The 20,358-nt window shown below is 61.5% G+C and carries 21 protein-coding genes; 14 read left to right on the top strand and 7 right to left on the bottom strand.

Going from position 1 to position 20,358, the window contains the following annotated elements:
- Window positions 1-55: 55 nt before the first annotated feature.
- On the bottom strand, window positions 56-1,942 hold the full coding sequence (locus tag ABID12_RS01975; RefSeq protein WP_354432883.1) for a DUF2264 domain-containing protein: 1,887 nt from the start codon (window positions 1,940-1,942) through the stop codon (window positions 56-58).
- Between the two features lie 332 nt (window positions 1,943-2,274).
- Between ABID12_RS01975 and ABID12_RS01970 the strand changes: the two genes are divergently transcribed.
- From ABID12_RS01970 to ABID12_RS01955, 4 genes are read left to right on the top strand one after another with little or no spacing between them, the layout of a single operon-like run.
- Window positions 2,275-3,171 (top strand): metal ABC transporter substrate-binding protein, encoded by an 897-nt coding sequence (locus ABID12_RS01970; protein ID WP_354432882.1) that lies wholly within the window; start codon window positions 2,275-2,277, stop codon window positions 3,169-3,171.
- The gene (locus ABID12_RS01965; RefSeq protein ID WP_354432881.1) at window positions 3,155-4,054 is read left to right on the top strand and encodes a manganese/iron ABC transporter ATP-binding protein; all 900 of its coding nucleotides are present in this window, start codon (window positions 3,155-3,157) and stop codon (window positions 4,052-4,054) included. The genes ABID12_RS01970 and ABID12_RS01965 overlap by 17 nt, the downstream gene beginning before the upstream one ends.
- Entirely contained in the window at window positions 4,047-4,910 is an 864-nt protein-coding gene (locus tag ABID12_RS01960; protein WP_354432880.1) for a metal ABC transporter permease, read from the top strand. The genes ABID12_RS01965 and ABID12_RS01960 overlap by 8 nt, the downstream gene beginning before the upstream one ends.
- Window positions 4,907-5,758 carry a metal ABC transporter permease gene (locus ABID12_RS01955; protein WP_354432879.1) on the top strand — a complete coding sequence of 284 codons (852 nt, stop codon included), beginning with the start codon at window positions 4,907-4,909 and terminating at the stop codon, window positions 5,756-5,758. The genes ABID12_RS01960 and ABID12_RS01955 overlap by 4 nt, the downstream gene beginning before the upstream one ends.
- Here the strand turns inward: ABID12_RS01955 and pyrC are convergent.
- Window positions 5,737-6,777, bottom strand: a complete 1,041-nt coding sequence (pyrC, locus tag ABID12_RS01950; RefSeq protein WP_354432878.1) for a dihydroorotase — start codon at window positions 6,775-6,777, stop codon at window positions 5,737-5,739. The genes ABID12_RS01955 and pyrC overlap by 22 nt on opposite strands.
- A gap of 233 nt (window positions 6,778-7,010) precedes the next feature.
- On the opposite strand from pyrC, the gene ABID12_RS01945 reads away from it, so the two are divergent.
- From ABID12_RS01945 to cydX, 9 genes are all read left to right on the top strand, one after another.
- Entirely contained in the window at window positions 7,011-7,778 is a 768-nt protein-coding gene (locus tag ABID12_RS01945) for a LamB/YcsF family protein (protein WP_106307899.1), read from the top strand.
- Between the two features lie 81 nt (window positions 7,779-7,859).
- Complete coding sequence (locus ABID12_RS01940; RefSeq protein ID WP_354432877.1) at window positions 7,860-8,180, top strand: ArsR/SmtB family transcription factor; 321 nt, start codon at window positions 7,860-7,862, stop codon at window positions 8,178-8,180.
- A 53-nt stretch (window positions 8,181-8,233) separates the two neighbouring features.
- The gene (locus ABID12_RS01935) at window positions 8,234-9,433 is read left to right on the top strand and encodes an MFS transporter (RefSeq protein ID WP_354432876.1); all 1,200 of its coding nucleotides are present in this window, start codon (window positions 8,234-8,236) and stop codon (window positions 9,431-9,433) included.
- Window positions 9,434-9,707: 274 nt separating this feature from the next.
- Window positions 9,708-10,292: a GbsR/MarR family transcriptional regulator gene (locus tag ABID12_RS01930; RefSeq protein ID WP_354432875.1), complete on the top strand. Its 585-nt coding sequence runs from the start codon at window positions 9,708-9,710 to the stop codon at window positions 10,290-10,292.
- A gap of 3 nt (window positions 10,293-10,295) precedes the next feature.
- A complete protein-coding gene (gene cydD / locus ABID12_RS01925; protein WP_354432874.1) occupies window positions 10,296-12,086 on the top strand; it encodes a thiol reductant ABC exporter subunit CydD in 1,791 nt (596 codons plus the stop codon).
- Window positions 12,083-13,783, top strand: a complete 1,701-nt coding sequence (gene cydC, locus ABID12_RS01920; RefSeq protein ID WP_354432873.1) for a thiol reductant ABC exporter subunit CydC — start codon at window positions 12,083-12,085, stop codon at window positions 13,781-13,783. The genes cydD and cydC overlap by 4 nt, the downstream gene beginning before the upstream one ends.
- 92 nt (window positions 13,784-13,875) lie before the next feature.
- Entirely contained in the window at window positions 13,876-15,471 is a 1,596-nt protein-coding gene (locus ABID12_RS01915; protein WP_106307917.1) for a cytochrome ubiquinol oxidase subunit I, read from the top strand.
- Between the two features lie 6 nt (window positions 15,472-15,477).
- Window positions 15,478-16,632, top strand: a complete 1,155-nt coding sequence (gene cydB / locus ABID12_RS01910) for a cytochrome d ubiquinol oxidase subunit II (protein ID WP_354432872.1) — start codon at window positions 15,478-15,480, stop codon at window positions 16,630-16,632.
- A 56-nt stretch (window positions 16,633-16,688) separates the two neighbouring features.
- Window positions 16,689-16,811, top strand: a complete 123-nt coding sequence (gene cydX / locus ABID12_RS01905) for a cytochrome bd-I oxidase subunit CydX (RefSeq protein WP_061449716.1) — start codon at window positions 16,689-16,691, stop codon at window positions 16,809-16,811.
- 82 nt (window positions 16,812-16,893) lie between these two features.
- Here the strand turns inward: cydX and ABID12_RS01900 are convergent, their stop codons facing one another.
- The 4 genes from ABID12_RS01900 to purE all read right to left on the bottom strand — a co-directional run bounded on the left by ABID12_RS01900 (window position 16,894) and on the right by purE (window position 19,398).
- Window positions 16,894-17,475 carry a tetratricopeptide repeat protein gene (locus ABID12_RS01900; protein WP_354432871.1) on the bottom strand — a complete coding sequence of 194 codons (582 nt, stop codon included), beginning with the start codon at window positions 17,473-17,475 and terminating at the stop codon, window positions 16,894-16,896.
- 88 nt (window positions 17,476-17,563) lie between these two features.
- Window positions 17,564-17,689, bottom strand: a complete 126-nt coding sequence (gene ykgO / locus ABID12_RS01895; protein ID WP_018064355.1) for a type B 50S ribosomal protein L36 — start codon at window positions 17,687-17,689, stop codon at window positions 17,564-17,566.
- 127 nt (window positions 17,690-17,816) lie between these two features.
- A complete protein-coding gene (locus tag ABID12_RS01890; RefSeq protein ID WP_354432870.1) occupies window positions 17,817-18,890 on the bottom strand; it encodes a 5-(carboxyamino)imidazole ribonucleotide synthase in 1,074 nt (357 codons plus the stop codon).
- Between the two features lie 4 nt (window positions 18,891-18,894).
- Window positions 18,895-19,398, bottom strand: a complete 504-nt coding sequence (purE, locus tag ABID12_RS01885; protein WP_227023671.1) for a 5-(carboxyamino)imidazole ribonucleotide mutase — start codon at window positions 19,396-19,398, stop codon at window positions 18,895-18,897.
- Between the two features lie 273 nt (window positions 19,399-19,671).
- On the opposite strand from purE, the gene ABID12_RS01880 reads away from it, so the two are divergent.
- Window positions 19,672-19,845, top strand: a complete 174-nt coding sequence (locus tag ABID12_RS01880; RefSeq protein ID WP_106307316.1) for a YdcH family protein — start codon at window positions 19,672-19,674, stop codon at window positions 19,843-19,845.
- A 75-nt stretch (window positions 19,846-19,920) separates the two neighbouring features.
- Here ABID12_RS01880 and ABID12_RS01875 read toward each other — a convergent pair whose 3' ends face one another.
- Window positions 19,921-20,274, bottom strand: coding sequence for a DUF6665 family protein (locus ABID12_RS01875; protein WP_354432869.1), 354 nt, complete (start codon window positions 20,272-20,274; stop codon window positions 19,921-19,923).
- Between the last annotated feature and the right edge of the window lie 84 nt (window positions 20,275-20,358).

The raw sequence follows: 20,358 nt of genomic DNA, 5'->3' as shown, positions 1-20,358 counted from the left end.
AACATCCCCAAGGCAAGCGCGGGAACCGGAACACCGGCTCCCGGGCAAAATGCGCTCAGTCCTGCAGTTTCACGCCGTTTTCCGCGCAAAACGCCCTGACCGTATCCGGCACTGAAACCGGCGGCAGCGTGTCCACCCGCTTCGTCACGCCGTAAACCGCCGTGGCGATGAAGTGCTCGCCTGCCGGCAGTTCGCCGAAGAGGCGCGGAAACAGCGTTCTCGGAAACCGGATATTGGTGTTGGGGGCCGCACGGATGATCTCGCCGGCCCGCTCGCCGGAAAGGTCGACAATCGCCGTCGTGTGTGTCGGCGTGGCGACACAGGCGCGCCCGGTGACAGCGGAAAGCCCGTTGGCAAAGCCCGGCTTGCTTTCGCCGGTGCGGTCGACGGAAAACCCGCTTTCACTGACAAACAGCCGGTCCTTCGTATCGATACGATGGAGGCGCACATGCCAGCCCTCACCGGCAAAATCCAGCCAGGTTTCAATCCTGAGCCGGTCATCCGGCTGCCAGACGCCCCAGACCATGCCCCGGTCAGCTCCCTCTTCGGTAATCACCGCACGGGAGAGATAGGTCCGGCCGTCACGCGAGATGGCAATGCCGCTGTCGACCGCGCTGCAGTCGGGACGGTCCGGCGAGGTCACATCGCACTGCACCGAAAAGCCGAAAGCCGACGAATAGGCGAAACGGGCATATTTGGCATCATGAAGGCGATGTTCGCGTCCATCCTGACCGCCGGTCAGCATCACCGCGTCGCCGGGCGCGCGGCGCAGCGCAAAACCGGCCGATGGCGCGAACACGCGACCGATCGGCAGCGCTTCCGGCGCCTCTTCCTCCGCCGCCCAGAACGGATGGCTGTCATCAAGCGCGAGCACGAGGAAAATCTTCAAGCCCCAGTAGGGCGAGCCGGGGGCATTATAGGACTCCGACATCAGCAGGTTCGGATAGGCATAGCCGATGGTCAGCACGCCGTCCCGATCGGCAATCGGCATTTGCGACCACCACCGCAGATGCCGCAGAAGCAGACCCTTCACCCGCCCCCAGGGCAGCACCTCTTCATCCGCAAAGGCGCAGGCCGCCCAGAAAGCGCCCTCGGCAAAGCGATAGGTCAGCGAGCGTCCATAGGGCACGGCCGCACCGTCATCGGCAAACCAGTGCTGGAAATCCTGCGCGAAAAGCCGGGCGCGCTCCCGGTAACGTTCGGCATATTCTGGGAAGACATCGCCGGCGCATTTGGCGATCACCAGACCGTAGAAATGCAACGCCATCGGCAGGTAATAGTCGCGATGGCCCCATTTGCCGTCACGGTAATAGCCGTCGCCGAGATAATAGGTCTCGATGCGCTCAAGCGCGGCGCGCACGGCCTCTTCGGACCATTGCCGCCCGACATTCCGGAGGCCGAGATTGACCAGAACGCGGAAGAACAGCCAGTTATTGTCCGGCACGTCGCGTTCGTTGATCTTCAGCAGCCAGCGCTCGGCCTTGTCCTTTGCAGGTTCCGACATCGGCCGCCAGAAGCTTTCCGGCGCCAGCAGAAGCGCCAGCGCAATGCCTGCGGTCTCGACCAGCCGCTGGTCGAAATCGCCGGGCTCGCCCCAGAACTCCTCGTGATTGGCATCCATGCCGTGCGAAAAACCTTCGACGAAACGCCGGCAATCTTCAAAACTGTAGCCGCCGGCCACCAGCGGGACGATGCCCCAGAGCGGCCGGACGAAGGCTTCCATCTCGGCGGCGTCATCATCGTAATGGGCCGATCCCGCCGAAAGCCGCAGGCGGGCATTGCCGGGCGAATACCAGGGGGCGAGCGGCGCATAAAACCCCGCCATCACGGCCTGCATATCGGCCCTGGTCTTCAGCGGATTGTTGGCCATGGGATTACAGTCGGCCATTCGCCGCACCAGCGCCTGATAATCCCACGAAGAAAATGACCGTCCGGAAATCATGCCGCAGGAACTCCTCATCTCTATACTGGCTGATCCAGGCCGCACAACTATCGCGATGCGGCACAGATTGAAAGATCAGCACATAATGTAAACCAGACCGAACTGTTCAAGAAGAGCAAAACACACCGAAAATATTGTGGTTTGGCACTTTCCTGAACCATGATTGGAATTATGCATCCTCCACGATAACCAACTTGCCTATCGTAAGAAAACACTAACTTAGAAAGTTTTTGCAACTGATTTGCAATAGCGTTGACATTCATCTCTGGCGCCGCCATACTTGCAACTCATTCGCAACTGCAGCGCTCCGATCTGTCAACCGATGAGGCCCCATGCATCTCAAAGTCATCCTTGCAGGCACCGTGCTCGCCGCCTTGCCGCTTATCGCTTCCGCGGCAGACAAACCCAAAATCGTGACGACATTTACGGTGATCGCCGACATGGCGCAGAATATTGCCGGTGACCATGCAGATGTCGTCTCCATCACCAAGCCGGGCGCGGAAATCCACGGTTACGCCCCCACGCCGCGCGACATTCTGCGGGCACGCGATGGCGACATCATCCTGTCCAACGGACTGAACCTTGAACGCTGGTTTGAAAAGTTCCTCCGCAATATCGGTGATGTTCCCAATATCGTGGTTTCCGACGGCATTGATCCCATTGATATTTCAAGCGGCGAATATGAGGGCAGGCCCAACCCGCACGCATGGATGTCGCCCGACAGCGCCACAATCTATGTTGAAAATATTCGCGACGCGCTGATCTCGATCGACCCGGACAATGCCGGCGACTACACCGCCAATGCCGCTGCCTATGGCGAACAGATTGCCGCCGAACTGGCGCCGATGCGCGAAATGCTCGCGGATATTCCCGAAGAACGCCGCTGGCTGGTGACAAGCGAGGGGGCTTTCTCCTACCTTGCCCGCGATCTCGATCTGAAGGAACTCTATCTCTGGCCGGTCAATGCGGACCAGCAGGGCACGCCGCAGCAAATACGCCACGTGATCGACACCATGCGCGCAAACGATATCGATGTTATCTTTTCCGAAAGCACGGTCTCCGACAAGCCGGCCCGGCAGATCGCACGGGAGACCGGCGCGACCTATGGCGGCGTTCTTTACGTCGACAGCCTGAGCGAACCGGACGGGCCGGTTCCGACCTATCTCGATCTTCTTGCTGTCACCACCGGCACCGTTGCCGAAGGACTGAGCAATGCCACACCGCAATGAGGCCGGTTCCGGCCTTGTCGTTCGCGACGTAACCGTAACCTATCGCAACGGCCATACGGCGCTTGTCGATGCGGGGTTCGAAATTCCGCGCGGCACTATCACCGCCCTTGTCGGCGTCAACGGCGCCGGTAAGTCGACGCTGTTCAAGGCGATCATGGGCTTTGCGCCGCTGGCAAAGGGCACGGTCGAGATACTGGGCCTGCCCGCCCGCACCGCGCTGAAGAAAAACCTTGTGGCCTATGTTCCCCAGGCGGAAGAGGTTGACTGGAACTTTCCGGTTCTGGTCCGCGATGTGGTGATGATGGGCCGTTACGGCCATATGAACTGGCTGCGCCATCCCACGCGCCGCGACCATGCCATGGTCGATGCCGCGCTGGAGCGCGTCAACATGACCGCCTTTGCCGGACGCCAGATCGGCGAGCTTTCCGGCGGCCAGCGCAAGCGCGTGTTTCTGGCGCGGGCACTGGCGCAGGAGGGACAGATCATCCTGCTGGACGAGCCCTTCACCGGCGTCGACGTCAAAACCGAAGAGCAGATCATCGCCCTTCTCGGCGATCTGCGCGACGAGGGTCGGGTGATGCTGGTCTCGACCCATAACCTCGGCTCGGTGCCCGCATTCTGCGACCGCACGGTTCTGGTCAAGGGCACGGTGGTCGCCTACGGACCGACGGAAACGACCTTTACCGAAAAAAATCTGGAGAAGGTCTTTGGCGGCGTGCTGCGGCATTTCATTCTGGAAGGCACGGAACTGCATGCGGATGCCGACGCAGACACGAGGCGGCTGAAGGTGATCACCGACGACGAGCGCCCCTTCGTGATGTATGGCGAACACGGTACCTCGACGGCCCCGCCGGCCAACAAGCCGGAGGGTGGCGATGCTTGAACGCCTGATCGAACCGCTGACCTATGGTTACATGCTGAACGCAATCTGGGTCAGTGCACTGGTCGGTGGCGTCTGTGGTTTTCTCTCCGCCTATCTGATGCTGAAGGGCTGGTCGCTGATCGGCGATGCACTGTCCCATTCCATCGTCCCCGGCGTTGCCGGCGCCTATATGCTCGGCCTGCCGTTTTCGCTCGGCGCGTTCGTGGCAGGCGGACTTGCGGCCGGCGCCATGCTGTTCTTCAACCGCAAGACCAAGCTGAAGGAAGATGCCATCATTGGCCTGATCTTCACCGGCTTCTTCGGTCTTGGCCTGTTCATGGCCTCGGTCTCGCCGATCCCGATCGACATCCAGACAATCATCATGGGCAATGTTCTGGCCATCACCCGCTCCGACACGATCCAGCTCGTCATCATCGGCGGGCTCAGCCTGCTGATCCTCTCCGTCAAATGGAAAGATCTGATGGTGGTGTTCTTCGATGAAAACCATGCCCGTTCCATCGGCATCAATGCCGACCGGATGAAACTGCTGTTCTTCACCCTGCTGGCCGCCTCCACCGTGGCAGCCCTGCAGACGGTCGGCGCCTTTCTGGTGATCGCGCTTGTGGTCACGCCGGGAGCCACCGCCTACCTTCTGACCGACCGGTTTCCGCGCCTCGTTGCGCTTGCCGCCGCAATCGGCGCGGTGACCTCGCTTGTCGGCGCCTATGTATCCTACTTCATGGATGGCGCAACCGGCGGCATCATCATCGTGCTGCAGACACTGCTGTTTCTTGCCGCCTTCCTGTTTGCTCCCAAGCATGGCATGCTTGCCGCCAGACGACGCGCCCGGCAGGCGCTGCGGGAGGCGGCACAATGAGCGGCTTTGTGGAACTCGCACTGTTTCCCTTTCAGCTCGATTTCATGCTGCGGGCCTTTGCGATCACGCTTCTGGTCGCAATCCCGATGGCGCTCTTGTCCTGCCTTCTGGTGCTCAAGGGCTGGTCGCTGATGGGCGACGCGGTTTCCCATGCCGTCCTTCCAGGCGTGGTGCTGGCCTACATGATCGGCCTGCCACTCGGGATCGGCGCTTTCGTGGCCGGCATGGTCTGTGCGCTTTCCACCGGTTTTCTCACCGAAAACAGCCGGGTGAAGGAAGACACGATCCTCGGCATCGTGTTTTCCGGCATGTTCGGGCTTGGCATGGTGCTTTATGTGAAGGTCCACTCGGCCGTGCATCTCGACCATATCCTTTTCGGCGACATGCTCGGCATCACACCGGCCGATCTGCTGGAAGCGGGCCTGATCGCAATTGCGGCAACGGGTTTCCTCGTCATCTGGCGCAAGGACCTGCTGTTGCAGGCCTTCGATCCCCAGCACGCACGCGCCATCGGCCTGCCGACCCGGTTCCTGCACTATGGGCTTTTGACTGTGCTGTCCCTGACGGTTGTGGCCGCCCTCAAGGCCGTCGGCATCATTCTGTCGGTCGGGCTGCTGGTCGCGCCGGGAGCGATCGCCTTCCTGTGGTCGCGCCGGTTTTCCGTCATGCTGCTGGTCGCCCTTGCCGTCGCGCTCGGCTCATCGTTTCTGGGGATCTATGCGAGCTTCTACATCGACAGCGCCCCGGCCCCGACCATCGTTCTGGTGATGACCCTGGTGTTTGTCGCAAGTTTTGTCCGAACGGTCTGGGTGACGCGCCGCGCCGTTCAGCCCTCGACATCCCAGTAAAGCGGGAATTTGGGATCGAAAATCGTGACCGGGCCCGCGCCGGTCTCGCGCTTGTTCGGATAGGTGACCGGTTCGTCGCGCCTGACCAGCGTGATCGTTTCCGCATTCGGCGAAAGCCCGTACCAGGCCGGACCGTTCAGCGAAGTAAACGCCTCGAGGTTTTCAAGCGCGTTTTCGTTTTCGAACACATGGGCAAGGCAGCTCATCGTATTGGGCGCTGTGTAGATGCCGGCGCAGCCGCAGCCGCATTCCTTGGCCGGGTCGACATGCGGCGCGGAATCCGTTCCGAGGAAGAAGCGGGAATTACCGGAGGTCGCGGCCGCGACAAGCGCCTTGCGGTGTTCCTCCCGTTTGGCGACCGGCAGGCAGAAATAATGCGGACGGATACCGCCCACCAGAATATCGTTGCGGTTGATGATCAGGTGATGGGTGGTAATCGAGCCTGCAAGATTGCGCTCAGCCCGGGCAATATAATCGATCCCGTCCTTCGTCGTCACATGTTCCATGGTGACCTTCAGTTCCGGCAGGCGTTTGCGCAGCGGATCGAGCACGGTTTCGATGAACACGGCCTCGCGGTCGAAAATATCGACATCTGCAGCCGTGACCTCGCCATGGACGCAAAGATTGAGCCCGATCTCGGCCATCTTCTCCAGCACTGGCATGGCATTGTCGAAATTGCGCACGCCGCTTGCCGAATTGGTGGTGGCGCCTGCCGGATAGAGTTTTACCGCCGTGACCAAGCCGCTTTCATACGCGCGCGCCACATCGTCCGGGTCCGTGGTTTCGGTGAGATAGAGCGTCATCAGCGGGGTGAAGGGTGCCCCGGCGGGCAATGCCGCCATGATCCTGTCCCGGTAGGCGGTCGCATCGGCGGAGGTCACCACCGGCGGCACCAGATTGGGCATGATGATCGCCCGCGCGAAATGCCGCGCCGTATCGCCGATCACGCCTTCCATCATAGCGCCATCGCGCAAATGCAGATGCCAGTCGTCAGGGCGGCGGATGGTCAGGCTTTTCATCATTTCACTCCATGAAATCGGCTCTTTCCGGCAATAGAGCGTTTGCACGCAGAAGAAAAGGTTTGGCAGGCGCTGAGCGCGCCGCGGCACCAAAATGACGGCTCAAGACATGCATTAACGCATGGCACGCATGACGAAAACGCAAGACTTACTGCAAAAAACCCATTGTTCGAACTTTCTTCCACCCCCTACATTGGGACAACCAACCGCAAAGAACACAGGGAGGCGACACAGTGACGCGACAGAGGATCGACATCAACTGCGATATGGGCGAAAGCTTCGGCGCCTGGGAAAAGGGCGAGGACGCGGCAATGCTGAAGATCGTCTCGTCGGCCAACGTGGCCTGCGGCTTTCACGCGGGCGATCCGGACATCATGGCCAAGACCTTCGCCCTTGCCCGCGATCGCAATGTCGCCGTCGGCGCCCATCCCGGCTTTCCCGACCTGATGGGGTTCGGCCGCCGCCATATTCCCTTTTCGGTGGGCGAGATCGAGCGACTTGTCGCCTACCAGATCGGCGCTGCCCAGGCGGTGTCGCAATATGTCGGCCACCCGATCACCCATGTGAAGGCGCACGGCGCGCTGGGCAACCTCGCCCAGCAGGACGAGGCCGTGGCCCGGGCCATCTGCAACGCCATCAAGGCCGTCGATTCGTCCCTGATCTGTCTGGCAATCGCGCTCGGCCAGCAGCACCGCATTGCCGAGGAAATGGACCTCACCGTGGTTTCGGAAATCTTCGCCGACCGCGCCTATACCGATGAAGGCATTCTGGTGCCGCGCGGCATGAAGGGCGCGGTGGTCCGCGATCCCGATGTTGCCGCCTGGCGGGTGGTCGAGATGGTCAGCGAAGGTGCAATCATCACGGTTTCCGGCAAGCGGCTTGAAACCCCCATGGGCTCGATCTGCGTGCATGGCGACACACCGGAAGCGCTGCAAATCGCCCAGGCTGTGCGCAATGGGCTAGAAAAACAGGGCTTTGCCATTGCAAACTTCATTCACTAGGCTTTATCAACAGCCGGAGCACTTCTTCCGGCTGAACGTTTCTGCCTTGACCTTTCGAGAAAAAATCGTATATACGAAACCATGAAGATTATTTCCGAAAACATGGTCGAATCCGCTGACGAGGCCTGCGAGCTTTTGAAGGCGCTGGGCAATCGTCACCGGCTGCTCATCCTGTGCCAGCTGATCGACGGCGAGCGCTCGGTCGGCGAGCTTGCCGAATTTCTCGGCATCCGGGATTCCACCGTTTCCCAGCATCTGGCCCTGCTGCGCCGTGAAAAGCTGATCGCCGGGCGCCGCGACGGGCAGACGATCTGGTATCGGATCGAAAGCGAACCGGCGCGGCAGATTCTGACCACGCTCTACAATTCCTACTGTGTGGACAAGTCCGAACAGCCCGCCTGAAGCTCGCCTTCCCGATCCTGACGGGCACGTGCCCGAAAACCCGTGACCCGCCAATGACCGCCGACAGCCCGGACACCGCCCGCCGCAATATCCGTATCCTGACCCTGTCGCAGGCCGTTGGCGGCGCCGCGCCACCCATCATCATTTCGCTTGGCGGCATTGTCGGCAAGCTGCTTTCCCCCGATCCCGCATTCGCGACCATGCCCGTCAGTCTCTACAATTTGGGCCTGGCTGTGGGCACGCTGCCTGCCGCCTGGGTCATGCGCCGTGTCGGGCGCCGGCAGGGATATATTTTCGGCGCGCTGATCGGCATTGGCGGCGGGCTGGTTGCCGCAACCGGCATTGCGGCCGCCACCTTCCTGATCTTCTGCCTGGGCACGGTGCTCGTCGGGTTTTACGGCTCCTATCTGCAGAGCTTCCGTTTCGCCGCCACCGACTCGGTTTCCGGCGACATGCGAGCGGTGGCGATTTCACGGGTGATGATCGGCGGACTGTTTGCGGCCATTATCGGCCCGCAGGTGGTTATCTGGACAAGTAATGCCATCCCCGGCCTGCCCTATGTCGCCAGTTTCATCGGTCTTTCCTGCCTTGCCCTGCTGACGCTTCTTCTGGTTTCGCGCCTTGAAATTCCGCGCCCGGACAGGGCCGCCTCGGTCGACCTTTCCGGCGGACGGCCGCTTGGTGAAATCGCGCGCTCCCCGCGTTTCATCCTTGCCGCCGGCACAGGCGTGGTTTCCTACGCGCTGATGGCCTTCATCATGACCGCAACCCCGTTGGCCATGGTCGCCTGCGGCCACACGGTCGGCGAGGCCACACTCGGCATCCAGTGGCATGTGCTGGCCATGTTCGGGCCGAGCTTTTTCACCGGAAAGCTGATTGCCCGCTTTGGCAAGGAGACGGTCGCCGCCACCGGTCTGATCCTGATTGCCGGCTGCGCGGTGATCGCCCTTTCCGGGCTCGGCCTCACCCATTTCTGGATTGCCCTCATCCTGCTCGGCGTGGGCTGGAATTTCGGTTTCATCGGCGCCACGGCAATGATCACCGACTGCCATACGCCTGAAGAACGCGGCAAGGTGCAGGGCCTGAACGACTTTCTGGTGTTCGGATCGGTGGCCTCCGCATCCTTTCTTGCCGGCGCTCTGGTCAACACGGAAAACGGCTGGAGCCTGATGAACTGGTTGGTATTTCCTGCCATTCTGGTCGTCCTTGTGCCGCTCGTTTTCGGCCGCGTCTTCGGTTCCTCCCACGCCTGACCGGCCCACAGGGCGTTTTGTTCACTGGACTCAATTCCGGTTAATTCCACAGTACGTGAATTTTCAAAGTACAACCGACAGGCGTATTCTGCTTTTTTCGGCCTGCATGACATAAATCAAATTGCCTGACGCCCCTCTCGGCTAAACCCGTTGAAACAGAAGGGGGTTCAGTTGCGCATTTCGATGGCCGGCAAGGACAGGCTTGCACGATATCAGATATCGCGATACACAGTTTTCAGAAAAAACTGAAAATACAGCCGAAACAGGAATGCCGATGACAATGTCGCCCATCGTTCAGGATTTTGTCCTTCATTTCGGAGAGATGGGAAGCCGTTGGGGCATTAACCGTTCGGTGGGTCAGATCTACGCGCTGCTCTACGCATCACGTGATCCGCTCTGCGCAGATGACATGGTGGAGGACCTGAAGATTTCGCGGTCCAATGTCGCCGCCGGCCTGAAGGAATTGCAGTCCTGGGGACTGGTGCTGCTGAAGCACAAGCCGGGCGACCGGCGCGATTATTACACGACGCCGGAGGATGTCTGGTCGATCCTGCGCACGCTGGCGGAAGAGCGCAAGAAACGGGAAGTCGACCCGACGCTGGCGCTGCTTGCAGAGGTCACCACACGCACACCGCGTGACGAGGATGAACAATATGCCCAGAGGCGGATGGGCGAAATGCACGACCTGATCGAAAGGCTCTCGTCCTGGTACGACGATGTGAAGGGCCTGGAGACAGACAGGCTTTTGATGCTGCTCGGCATGGGAGCGCGGGTGACGCGGTTTCTCGAGACGGCAGACAAGGTGACATCGCTCGGCCGCAAGACCGGCCGCGATCAGGGTGAAAAGGTTGGTGGGTAAGGCATGAGCGAGCTTGTTTTTGAAAAAGCCGCCGGCGGCAGGGCGGACGCGCCGGGCAGAGATGCCCGCGTGGCCGGCACGGCCAAACAGCCCGCCGCCGAAGGTACGAAAAACAGCAGGCCGGTTTCGCGCGCACCGAAGCCGCGCGGGCTGAAGATTGCCGCCTGGCTGCAGACCCTTGCCGAACTGATGTGGTTGCCGCAGGCGGCCTGTCTGGCCCACGGTATCGGCCTGATTGCCCGCGGAGAGGGCGTTGCCGCCGTGCTGCCGCTGGCCGCCGCCGTTCTCGCGCTCGGCATCGTCAAGGCGGTGTGCGAACGTAGCGGCAACCGGCTGGCCTACCGGACGGCGCGCGCGATCCTCAGCGACAAGCGCGAAGCCGCCCTTGCCGCCCTCAGCCGCCGCTCGCCGCTTGATACAAGCCGGGTCGCCTCCGGCGAAGCCGCAAGTGTGATCGCCGAGCAGGCCGAACACATCGTGCCTTACCTCGCCCGCTTCCAGACGGCGCGTCTCAAGGCTTCCGTCGTGCCGCTGGCAATTCTCGCCGTCATCTTCCCGTTTTCGTGGATCGCAGGCCTCGTTCTGCTGATCGCCGCGCCGCTGATCCCCGTTTTCATGGCGCTGATCGGCTGGAGCGCGCAATCGGCCAGCGAAAAGCACCTTGCCGATATGGGCACGCTGAACGCATTTCTGCTCGACCGGCTGCGCGGGCTTTCGACCATCCGTTCCTTCGATGCCGTCGATCAGGTTTCCCGGCGTCTCAGCCTGCGCGCTGAAAACCTGCGCCGGCGCACCATGTCGGTGCTGCGCATCGCCTTCATGACATCGGCGGTGCTGGAGCTTTTCTCCGCACTCGGCGTTGCCATGGCCGCCGCCTATATCGGCTTTCACCTGCTCGGCCAGATCGGTTTCGGTGCATGGGGCGGCACGCTGACGCTTTCCGAAGGGCTGTTCATCCTTCTGCTGGCCCCCGCCTTCTTCGATCCGCTGCGCATGCTGTCTTCGGTCTGGCACGACCGGGCCGCAGGCGAGGCCGCGCTTTCGGCCCTCGACAGGCTGGCCGAAGACGGGCTTTCCATGGTGGGCGCGGAACAGGACGGCCACCTGACAGCCGCAACGGCCGCAAGGCCACGCCCGCTCAGCGTCGAGTTCCGCGATCTCGGCTTTGTGCATCATGGTTCGCGCGATCCGGTTTTTGCAGACTTCAACCTTTCGGTCGCCCCCGGCGAGCACATCGCGCTGCTTGGCCCGTCGGGCAGCGGCAAGACGACGCTTCTGGCGCTTCTGGCCGGCCTTGCCGAACCCCGCCACGGCCGCATCCTGATCGACGATACCACGCTGGACGACGCCAATGCGGCGGAACTACGCACCCGTATGGCCTGGATCGGCCAGAACCCGCATCTCTTTGCAGGCTCGATTGCCGGCAATATCCGCCTTTACCGCAACGACATCGCGCGTGATTCGGTGGCCGATGCGCTTGCTCTTGCATCGCTCGATCACGTGGCAGAAGCCCATGGCAATGCCATGATCGGCGAAAATGGCGCCGGGCTTTCCGGCGGCGAGGCGCTGCGGCTGACGCTGGCCCGCGCGGCCGCCAACCGCGCCGCCGGCCTGATCATCGCCGACGAGCCGACCGCCCATCTCGATCACCGCACCGCAGGCGACATCACCGAGGCCCTGCTGACGCTCGCCAGCGGCCGCACGCTGATCGTCGCCACCCATGACCCGCTGCTTGCCGAGCGCATGGATCGCGTCATCCGCCTCAACGAGGATTTTCGGGAGGTTGCACGATGAAAGCCGGCAAATTCTCAAGCCTCGGTCCGATCATCCGGCTGTTCTGGCGTCAGCGGCGCGGCGGACTTATGGCAGGCGCTGCCCTTTCGGCCGCCACCGTTCTGGCCGGCATTGCCCTTCTCGGCGTCTCCGGCTGGTTCGTCACGGCGGCTGCCATTGCCGGGCTGACAACGGCCACCGCGCTGGCCTTCGATGTGTTTGCACCATCCGCCGCCATCCGCTTTCTGGCATTGTCACGCACGGCCGCGCGCTATTTCGAGCGGTTGCAGACCCATGACGCCACGCTGCGCGTTCTGGCGGATCTGCGTGTCAGCCTGTTCAGGGGCTTTGCCGCACCGGGAGCGGCACGCGCACTCGGCCTTCGCCCCGCCCGCCTGCTGTTCCGGCTGACGGCGGATGTCGATGCGCTCGATTCGCTTTACCTGCGCGTACTGGTGCCCGGTTTCGTTGCCATTATCGCCGGCCTTGTCACCATTGCCGCGCTCGGCGCGCTGTCGTGGACGCTCGCCTTTGCCGTCGGTGCGGCCATCGTCATTCCCGGCCTCGCCATTCCCGCGCTTTCGGCACGCTTTGCCGAAAAGCCCGCGCGCCGCCGCGCCCATGCGCAGGAAGCGCTGCGGGCGCGTGCCGTCGATCTCGTTGCCGGGCAGAGCGAACTGGCCTTTGCCGGCGGCCTTCAAAGCCAGCGCGCCCGTGTTGCAGCGGCAGACACGCGCGAACATGTTTCGGATCTGGCGCTCAACCGGATCGAGACCAATGCCGGTTTCGGCTTCGATATCGTCACCGCCCTCATTCTGTCGGGCGTGCTTCTGGCCGGAGCGGCACTTGCTTCGGCAGGCACGGTGACGGCGCCGCTTGCCGCCCTTGCCCTGCTGATCGCCTTTGCAGCACTGGAGCCCTTTGCCGGCCTGCGCCGCGGCGCAATGGAGCTTGGCCGCACGTTGCTGGCGGCCAGACGGCTTTCACCGCGCCTTGATGCGGCAGCCGCGACCCGCTTTCAGCCGGCAGTGCCGAAGACCGGCAATGCGCTTGAGCTGAACGATGTCACCATGCGCTACGAAGGCCGCGCCCGGGCTGCGGTCGACTGTCTTTCGCTTGCCGTCAAAACCGGTGAGAAGGTGGCGCTGATCGGGTCCAGCGGCGCGGGAAAATCCTCGATCATGTCGCTGTTTGCAGGCGAGACCGACCCGCAGTCCGGCACCGTTGCCGCCTGCGAGGCAACGCTTCTGACCCAGCGCACCGAGCTTTTCAAGGATTCGCTGCGCGCCAACCTGAAGATTGCCGCGCCGAAAGCCGATGACGACGCGATGATGGCAGCCCTCGATGCCGCCGGTCTCGGCGAAACTGTCAGGGCATTGCCGCAAGGCCTCGATACAGATCTCGGCGAACAGGGCATCGGCCTTTCCGGCGGCCAGTCGCGGCGGCTGGCGCTTGCCCGGCTGCTTCTGCGCGACACGCCGGTTTTCCTGCTCGACGAGCCGACCGAAGGCCTCGACGGCAAGACCGCGCGCGATGTCATGTCACGGATCAATGCGCGCGCCGGCGAGGACCGTACGCTTCTCGTCGCGACCCATATCCGCAGAGAGGCGGAAATCGCCGACCGACTGCTTGTTATCCATTCGGGGCGGATCATTGCCGCCCCCAAACGAGGCGAACCCGGCTTTGATGCCGCGCTTGCCACCTTGAGGCCGGATTAAAACCCCGGCCTCCAATAAAGAAATGCGGTCTTGCCGTTGGTCCGGCAAAACCGATGAAACTTGAGACCCGGTTTGAACGCGGGAGAGACGCAATGGAACTGGACATCGTGGCGCTATCGCGCCTTCAATTTGCTATGACGGCACTATACCACTTTTTGTTTGTGCCGTTGACGCTGGGCCTTTCCATGATCGTGGCGATCATGGAAACGACCTACGTCATGACGGGCCGCCGCATATGGCGGCAAATGACAAAATTCTGGGGGACGCTGTTCGGCATCAACTTCGTACTCGGCGTTTCCACCGGTATCGTTATGGAATTCCAGTTCGGCATGAACTGGAGCTATTACAGCCACTATGTCGGCGACATCTTCGGTGCACCGCTGGCGATTGAAGGGCTGATGGCCTTCTTCCTGGAAGCCACCTTTGTCGGCCTGTTCTTCTTCGGCTGGGACCGCATGTCGCGGGTTGCCCATCTGATCACCACCTGGTGCGTGGCCATCGGCTCGAACCTGTCGGCTCTGTGGATCCTGATTGCCAATGGCTGGATGCAGAACCCGGTCGGCTCGACATTCAACCCGGTTACGATGCGCATGGAAGTCTCCAACTTCTTCCAGGTGCTGACCAATCCGGTTGCCCAGGCCAAGTTCGTGCATACGGTATCTGCAGGCTATGTCACCGCTTCGGTGTTCGTGCTCGGCGTCGGCGCCTGGTATGTGCTGAAGGGACGTCATGTCGAACTCGCCAAGCGTTCGATGACGATTGCCTGTTCGTTCGGCCTGGCTGCGGCGCTTTCGGTCGTCGTGCTGGGTGACGAAAGCGGATATCTGACCACCGAACACCAGAAGATGAAGCTGGCTTCGCTCGAGGCCATGTGGGACACCGAGCCCGCACCTGCATCCTTCACCCTGTTCGGCATTCCCGATACCCAGGACCGCGAGACGCATTACGCCGTCAGAATACCGTGGGTCATGGGCCTGATCGGCACGCGTTCGCTGGATACCCCGATCGAGGGCATCAACGAACTGGTCGAAAGCGGCAAGACCCGGATCGAAAACGGTATCCTCGCCTATAACGCGCTGACCAACATGCGTCAGGCCATGGGAACCGGCACGCCGGATACGGCGGATCAGGCCACGCTTGAACAGTATGGCAACGACCTCGGCTATGCCTATCTGCTGAAGCGCTATGTCGACGATCCGAGCCAGGCCACACCGGCACAGATCGAAGAGGCGGCCAACAGCCTCGTTCCGCCGGTCGGCACACTGTTCTGGTCGTTCCGCATCATGGTTGCATGCGGTTTCCTGTTCATCGCGGTAATGGCTGTGTTCTTCTATCTGTCGGCACGCCGCCGCCTCGACAGCCATCGCTGGCTGCTGCACCTCGCAGTCTGGATCATTCCGCTGCCGTGGATTGCCGCAGAAGCGGGATGGATCGTCGCCGAGCTCGGCCGTCAGCCGTGGATCATCGAGGGCATCCTGCCGACGGCGCTTGCTGTCTCCAGCCTCGGTGCGGGCACGCTGCTCCTCACGATTGCCGGCTTTGTTGGCATCTACACGGTGCTGTTCATCGTCGAAATGGGCCTGATGCTCGCCGCGATCCGCAAGGGACCGCAGCCTGACAACGGACCGGAAATGCCCGTTCTCGGCTTCCGCCGGGTCAAGGGCGTCGAAGTGGCACCAGCGGAGTAAAACATCATGGTACTACACGATCTCATATCCTACGAAGTCCTCCGCGTTATCTGGTGGCTGTTGCTCGGCGTTCTGCTGATCGGCTTTGCCATCATGGACGGCTTCGACCTCGGCACGGCAACGCTGCTGCCTTTCGTCGCCAAGGGCGATACCGAACGACGCGTTGTCGTCAACACGATCGGCCCGGTCTGGGAAGGCAATCAGGTCTGGCTCATCCTCGGCGGCGGCGCGATCTTCGCGGCGTGGCCGGCCATCTACGCCGTATCCTTCTCGGGCTTTTATCTGGCGATGTTCGCGATCCTGTTCGCGCTCATCCTGCGCCCGGTCGGCTTCAAGTACCGCTCCAAGCGTGAAAGCGCCACCTGGCGCAACACCTGGGACTGGCTGCTGTTCATCGGCGGCTTCGTGCCAACGCTGATCTTCGGCGTGGCGCTCGGCAATGTGCTGCAGGGCGTTCCCTTCCGGTTCGATGACGACCTCCGTATCTTCTACGACGGTTCGTTCTTCGGCCTTTTGAACCCCTTCGCACTGCTGGCCGGTCTGGTCTGCGTCGCCATGCTGGTCATGCATGGTGCAGCCTACCTGTCGACCAAGACGGAAGGTCCGGTCAACGACCGCTCGCGCTCTTTCGGTTCGATTGCGGCTCTTGTCCTGATCGTGCTGTTCGCGCTGGCCGGCGTCTGGCTTTACTACGGTATTGACGGCTATGCCTTTACCAGCACTGTCGATGCCGGTGGCCCCTCCAACCCGCTGATGAGCGACGTGGCGCGTGAACAGGGTGCATGGTTTGCCAATTACGGGCGCTATCCCTGGATGATGCTCGCACCGGCACTGGGCTTTCTCGGCGCACTCGGCGCGTTCATCGGGCTGAAGGGCAGCAAACCGACACTGGCCATGCTGTCGTCCAGCATCTCGGTCTTCGGTGTGGTTGCAACGCCCGGCGTGGCGATGTTCCCCTTCATCCTGCCGTCTTCGCAGCAGCCCGCTGCAAGCCTGACAGCCTGGGATTCATCGTCCAGCCAGCTGACGCTGTTCATCATGCTGGTCTGCGCGCTGATCTTCGTGCCGATCATCCTGCTCTACACCTCCTATGTCTATCACATCATGTGGGGCAAGGTGACGAACGAGGATGTGACCAACCCGGACAGCCACGCATACTGAGTGACAGGGCCGGACCTTCGGGTCCGGCTCACCGAAACCCGTAAAAGGAGATATCAATGTGGTATTTCGCCTGGATCCTCGGTCTGCCGCTGGCAGCACTCTTCGCGGTGCTGAACGCCATGTGGTACGAGCTGATGGATGACCGCGCCAAGGAGCGCCAGAGCCAGAAACAGGGCTGACGCGCACCTGCTGGAATAAAAAGCCCGGGTCTGCCAATCGCAGGCCCGGGCCTTTTCATGTCCGTTCTCCGACGGAAGCTGTTTACAACCGCTCACCCGCCAGTTCGTTTTCGGTCGTATCGACATAAGAGCCGACATCGCGATCGGCGGGATAAAAATCGAGATAACGCCGCCAGACCTCAAGTGCTGCTTCGGGCCGGCCGGTGCGGTCGAGGATGGTCGCCATCAGCCCGAGTCCGCCGAAATCGCGCGGTTCCAGCGCAAGCGCCGTGCCGATGTCATCCATCGCCCGGTTCAGATCGCCATGGGTATAATGAAGCACGGCGCGCTTGCGATAGGCCGCCGGTTCATCGGGCCTGAGCGCAATCGCCTCCGACAGGAAATCGAGCGCGGCGGCGGTGCGGCCATCGGCCTCCGCGTCATCCGAAGACTTGATCAGCAACGACACTGTCGCGCTGGGCGAGCGGTCGAGATAATCGTCGATGTCCCTGGCATAAGCGGCAGCCTCGGCGGGATCGCGCGTGCGCACAAGCTGGCGATACAACGCATCGAGCGGGTCGGCAGGCGTCGTCACAGCCGCAACATCGGCGCCATCGGCCGTTTGCGCGAGCGCAGGCATACCGGCCAGCGGCGCCAGCGAAACGAATGTCAGAAAAGCAGGCATAAAAAAGCGCATGACGGGATGGTATCCCGTCATGGCAAAAGGTCAAACAGATATTGCACCGGCCCGGTCACGGTCCGGTTACACGCACTCAGCCCTGACGAGCCTTGAAGCGCGGGTTCTGCTTGTTGATGATGTATACACGGCCCTTGCGGCGCACCAGACGGTTTTCCCGGTGACGGGACTTGAGCGCCTTGAGCGAATTCTTGATCTTCATGTTTTCGATCCGCTGTTTGTGCCGCTCTCGACTGATCAGTAAAGGCGGTCTGTTTCAACATTCAAAAGCGCGCCGGAAGGAGGCGCGCTTGGCTGTGGCCGGTTCCTAGCGAATGGCTGCGCGAAAGTCAACCGTTCCGGTGGTTTTCATGCGGATGAAGCACGGTGACATGGCCCATCTTGCGGCCCGGCCGGCTTTCGTCCTTGCCATAGAGATGCACCAGTGCGCCGGGCGTCGCCATCCAGCGCGGAATATCGTCCATATCGTCGCCGATGATATTGTGCATCACGCAATCGCTGTGGCGGACAGGATCGATCAGCGGCAGGCCGCAGACGGCGCGAATATGCTGCTCGAACTGCGAGATCACACAGGCCGCCTCGCTCCAGTGGCCGGAATTGTGCACCCGCGGGGCAAACTCATTGGCAAGCAGACGTCCGTCACGCGCAACAAACAGTTCAAGGCCCGCAACGCCAACATAGCCAAGAGCCGAAAGCAGTTTTTCGGCGGCGATTTTCGCGTTTTCGACAAGTTCATCGGACACGCGGGCCGGCACCCGCGAAATCCGCAGTATGCCATCACGATGCTCGTTTTCCGCCGGATCGAATGAGACAAAGGCGCCATCGATACCACGCGCTGCGATCACCGAAATTTCGCGCTCGAAATCGATCCATTCCTCGAAGATCGCCGGCGCTCCGGCAAGCGCGGCAAAGGCGGCATCGGCATCGTCGCCGCTACCGGTAAAAACCCACTGCCCCTTGCCGTCATAACCGAAACGGCGCGTCTTCAGCACACCGCGCCCGCCAAACAGGTCAAGCGCGGCATCGAGATCGGCGCGGGTGTCGACCGCGTGAAAGCCAGCTGTCGGAATGCCGCATTCATTGAGAAAGGATTTTTCGGTGAGCCTATCCTGCGAAATCGAAAGGGCGCGCGCGGGCGGATAGACGGGGCGTTTGCCCGCAAGCTGGGCCGCGCTTTTTTCCGGCACGTTTTCGAATTCATAGGTGATGACATTGCAGTGGGCGGCAAGCTCTTCAAGCGCGCTTTCATCGTCATAGGCCGCCACGATATGCGCATTTGCCACCTGTGCTGCAGGACAGTCCGCCTGCGGCTCCAGAATGACCGTGCGGATGGAGAGCCGGGCGGCAGCCATGGCCAGCATGCGGCCGAGCTGGCCGCCGCCGACGATACCGATGGTTTTCATGGACTCACTCATCCTTGTCGATGGGATATTCTGCGACATGGGCCGCCTGACGGGCCCGATAGTCATCGAGCCTGCCGGCAAGCTCCTCGTCCGAGAGCGCCAGAACGGCGGCGGCAAGCAGCGCGGCATTGACGGCACCCGCCTTGCCGATCGCCAGCGTTCCAACAGGCACGCCCGCCGGCATCTGCACGATTGAAAGCAGGCTGTCCTGGCCGGAAAGCGCACGCGACTGAACCGGAACGCCGAACACCGGCAGCGGCGTCATGGCCGCCAGCATGCCCGGCAGATGGGCAGCACCGCCGGCGCCGGCGATGATGACCTGAAACCCTTCGCCGCGCGCACCGCGGGCAAAGTCGTAAAGCCGGTCCGGCGTGCGGTGGGCCGAGATGATGCGCGCATCATAATCGATTTCGAGAACATCGAGCGTATCGGCAGCATTCTTCATCGTTTCCCAGTCTGACTGGGAGCCCATGGCAATGGCGACGGGCGGATTCATGATCGGGCTCATCGGCCTTCCGTTTCAGTCGTAATTCCAGTTCTGGCGAAACCGCGACGAGGCCACGGTCAAATGTGGCCGAAAAAGGCCTGAAAACGGCTTTAGCATCATTCGTTTTCGGTGAAAAGCGAGCTTGCGAAGGGTGATAGCGCAGACATTGAAAATGCCGCCGGAAAATCACATTTCCGCCTTCGACAAGTGTGCTGAAACATGGCATTGTTTTATTGCAAATCGATGACGAGGCGCCGCATCCTGCGGCGATAAACAAAGGAAGGACGTGTTGAAATGACAGTTCAGACCCACCTTGCCGCCCTTGAGGAAAAACATTCCGCGCTCGAAAAAGAGCTGCAGAACGTGATCTCCTCGCCATCCAGTCAAGATGAGGAAATTGCAGAACTCAAACGCAAGAAACTTGTGCTCAAGGACGAAATCGAGCGCCTTCAGCAATCTGTGAACTGATCATAGTCCCTTTCCAGGAATGCAACGCCCCGGCTTTTGACCGGGGCGTTTTTTTGCGGCTATTTCAGAGCGCTTTCAGGTCTTGTCGGCCTTTTCGGCCTTCTTCATCACGCCGACGCGTAGCATCACCTCGCGGGGAATATCATAGGTCGATTTCAGGTGATGATCGGTCTTGAGCCCCAGATAATCACGCTGGATGAACAGCGCAAAGGCCCTGTCGGCCGCCGCCTGCACCAGTTCGTCGCGGTCCTGATTGGAACCCGGCGTCTCGTCATGGCGCTTCAGGGCTGCCAACGCCTCCTCCAGCCGCCGTCCGATCCGCCCCAGCGCCTGCGCCGTCTCCTGCATGATCTCGTATTGCAGGGCATCCATCTCCGGATCGAGCGGCCTGCTGTTCGTTCCGGGCAGTATCGGCGTCTTCTTGGCCATGGTCTTTTCCTTCGCTCTTCCTTCCTCAAACATCGGAAACCGGCCGACGGAGGTCAAGACAGCAGGCACAACAAAAAACCGCCG

Origin of the sequence: Martelella mangrovi, from assembly GCF_040545495.1 — a bacterium.
In the GTDB taxonomy this organism is placed as follows: Bacteria; Pseudomonadota; Alphaproteobacteria; order Rhizobiales; family Rhizobiaceae; genus Martelella; species Martelella mangrovi.
Note: the sequence above shows the minus strand (reverse complement) of the source record. Positions and strands in the feature narration are given on the sequence as shown.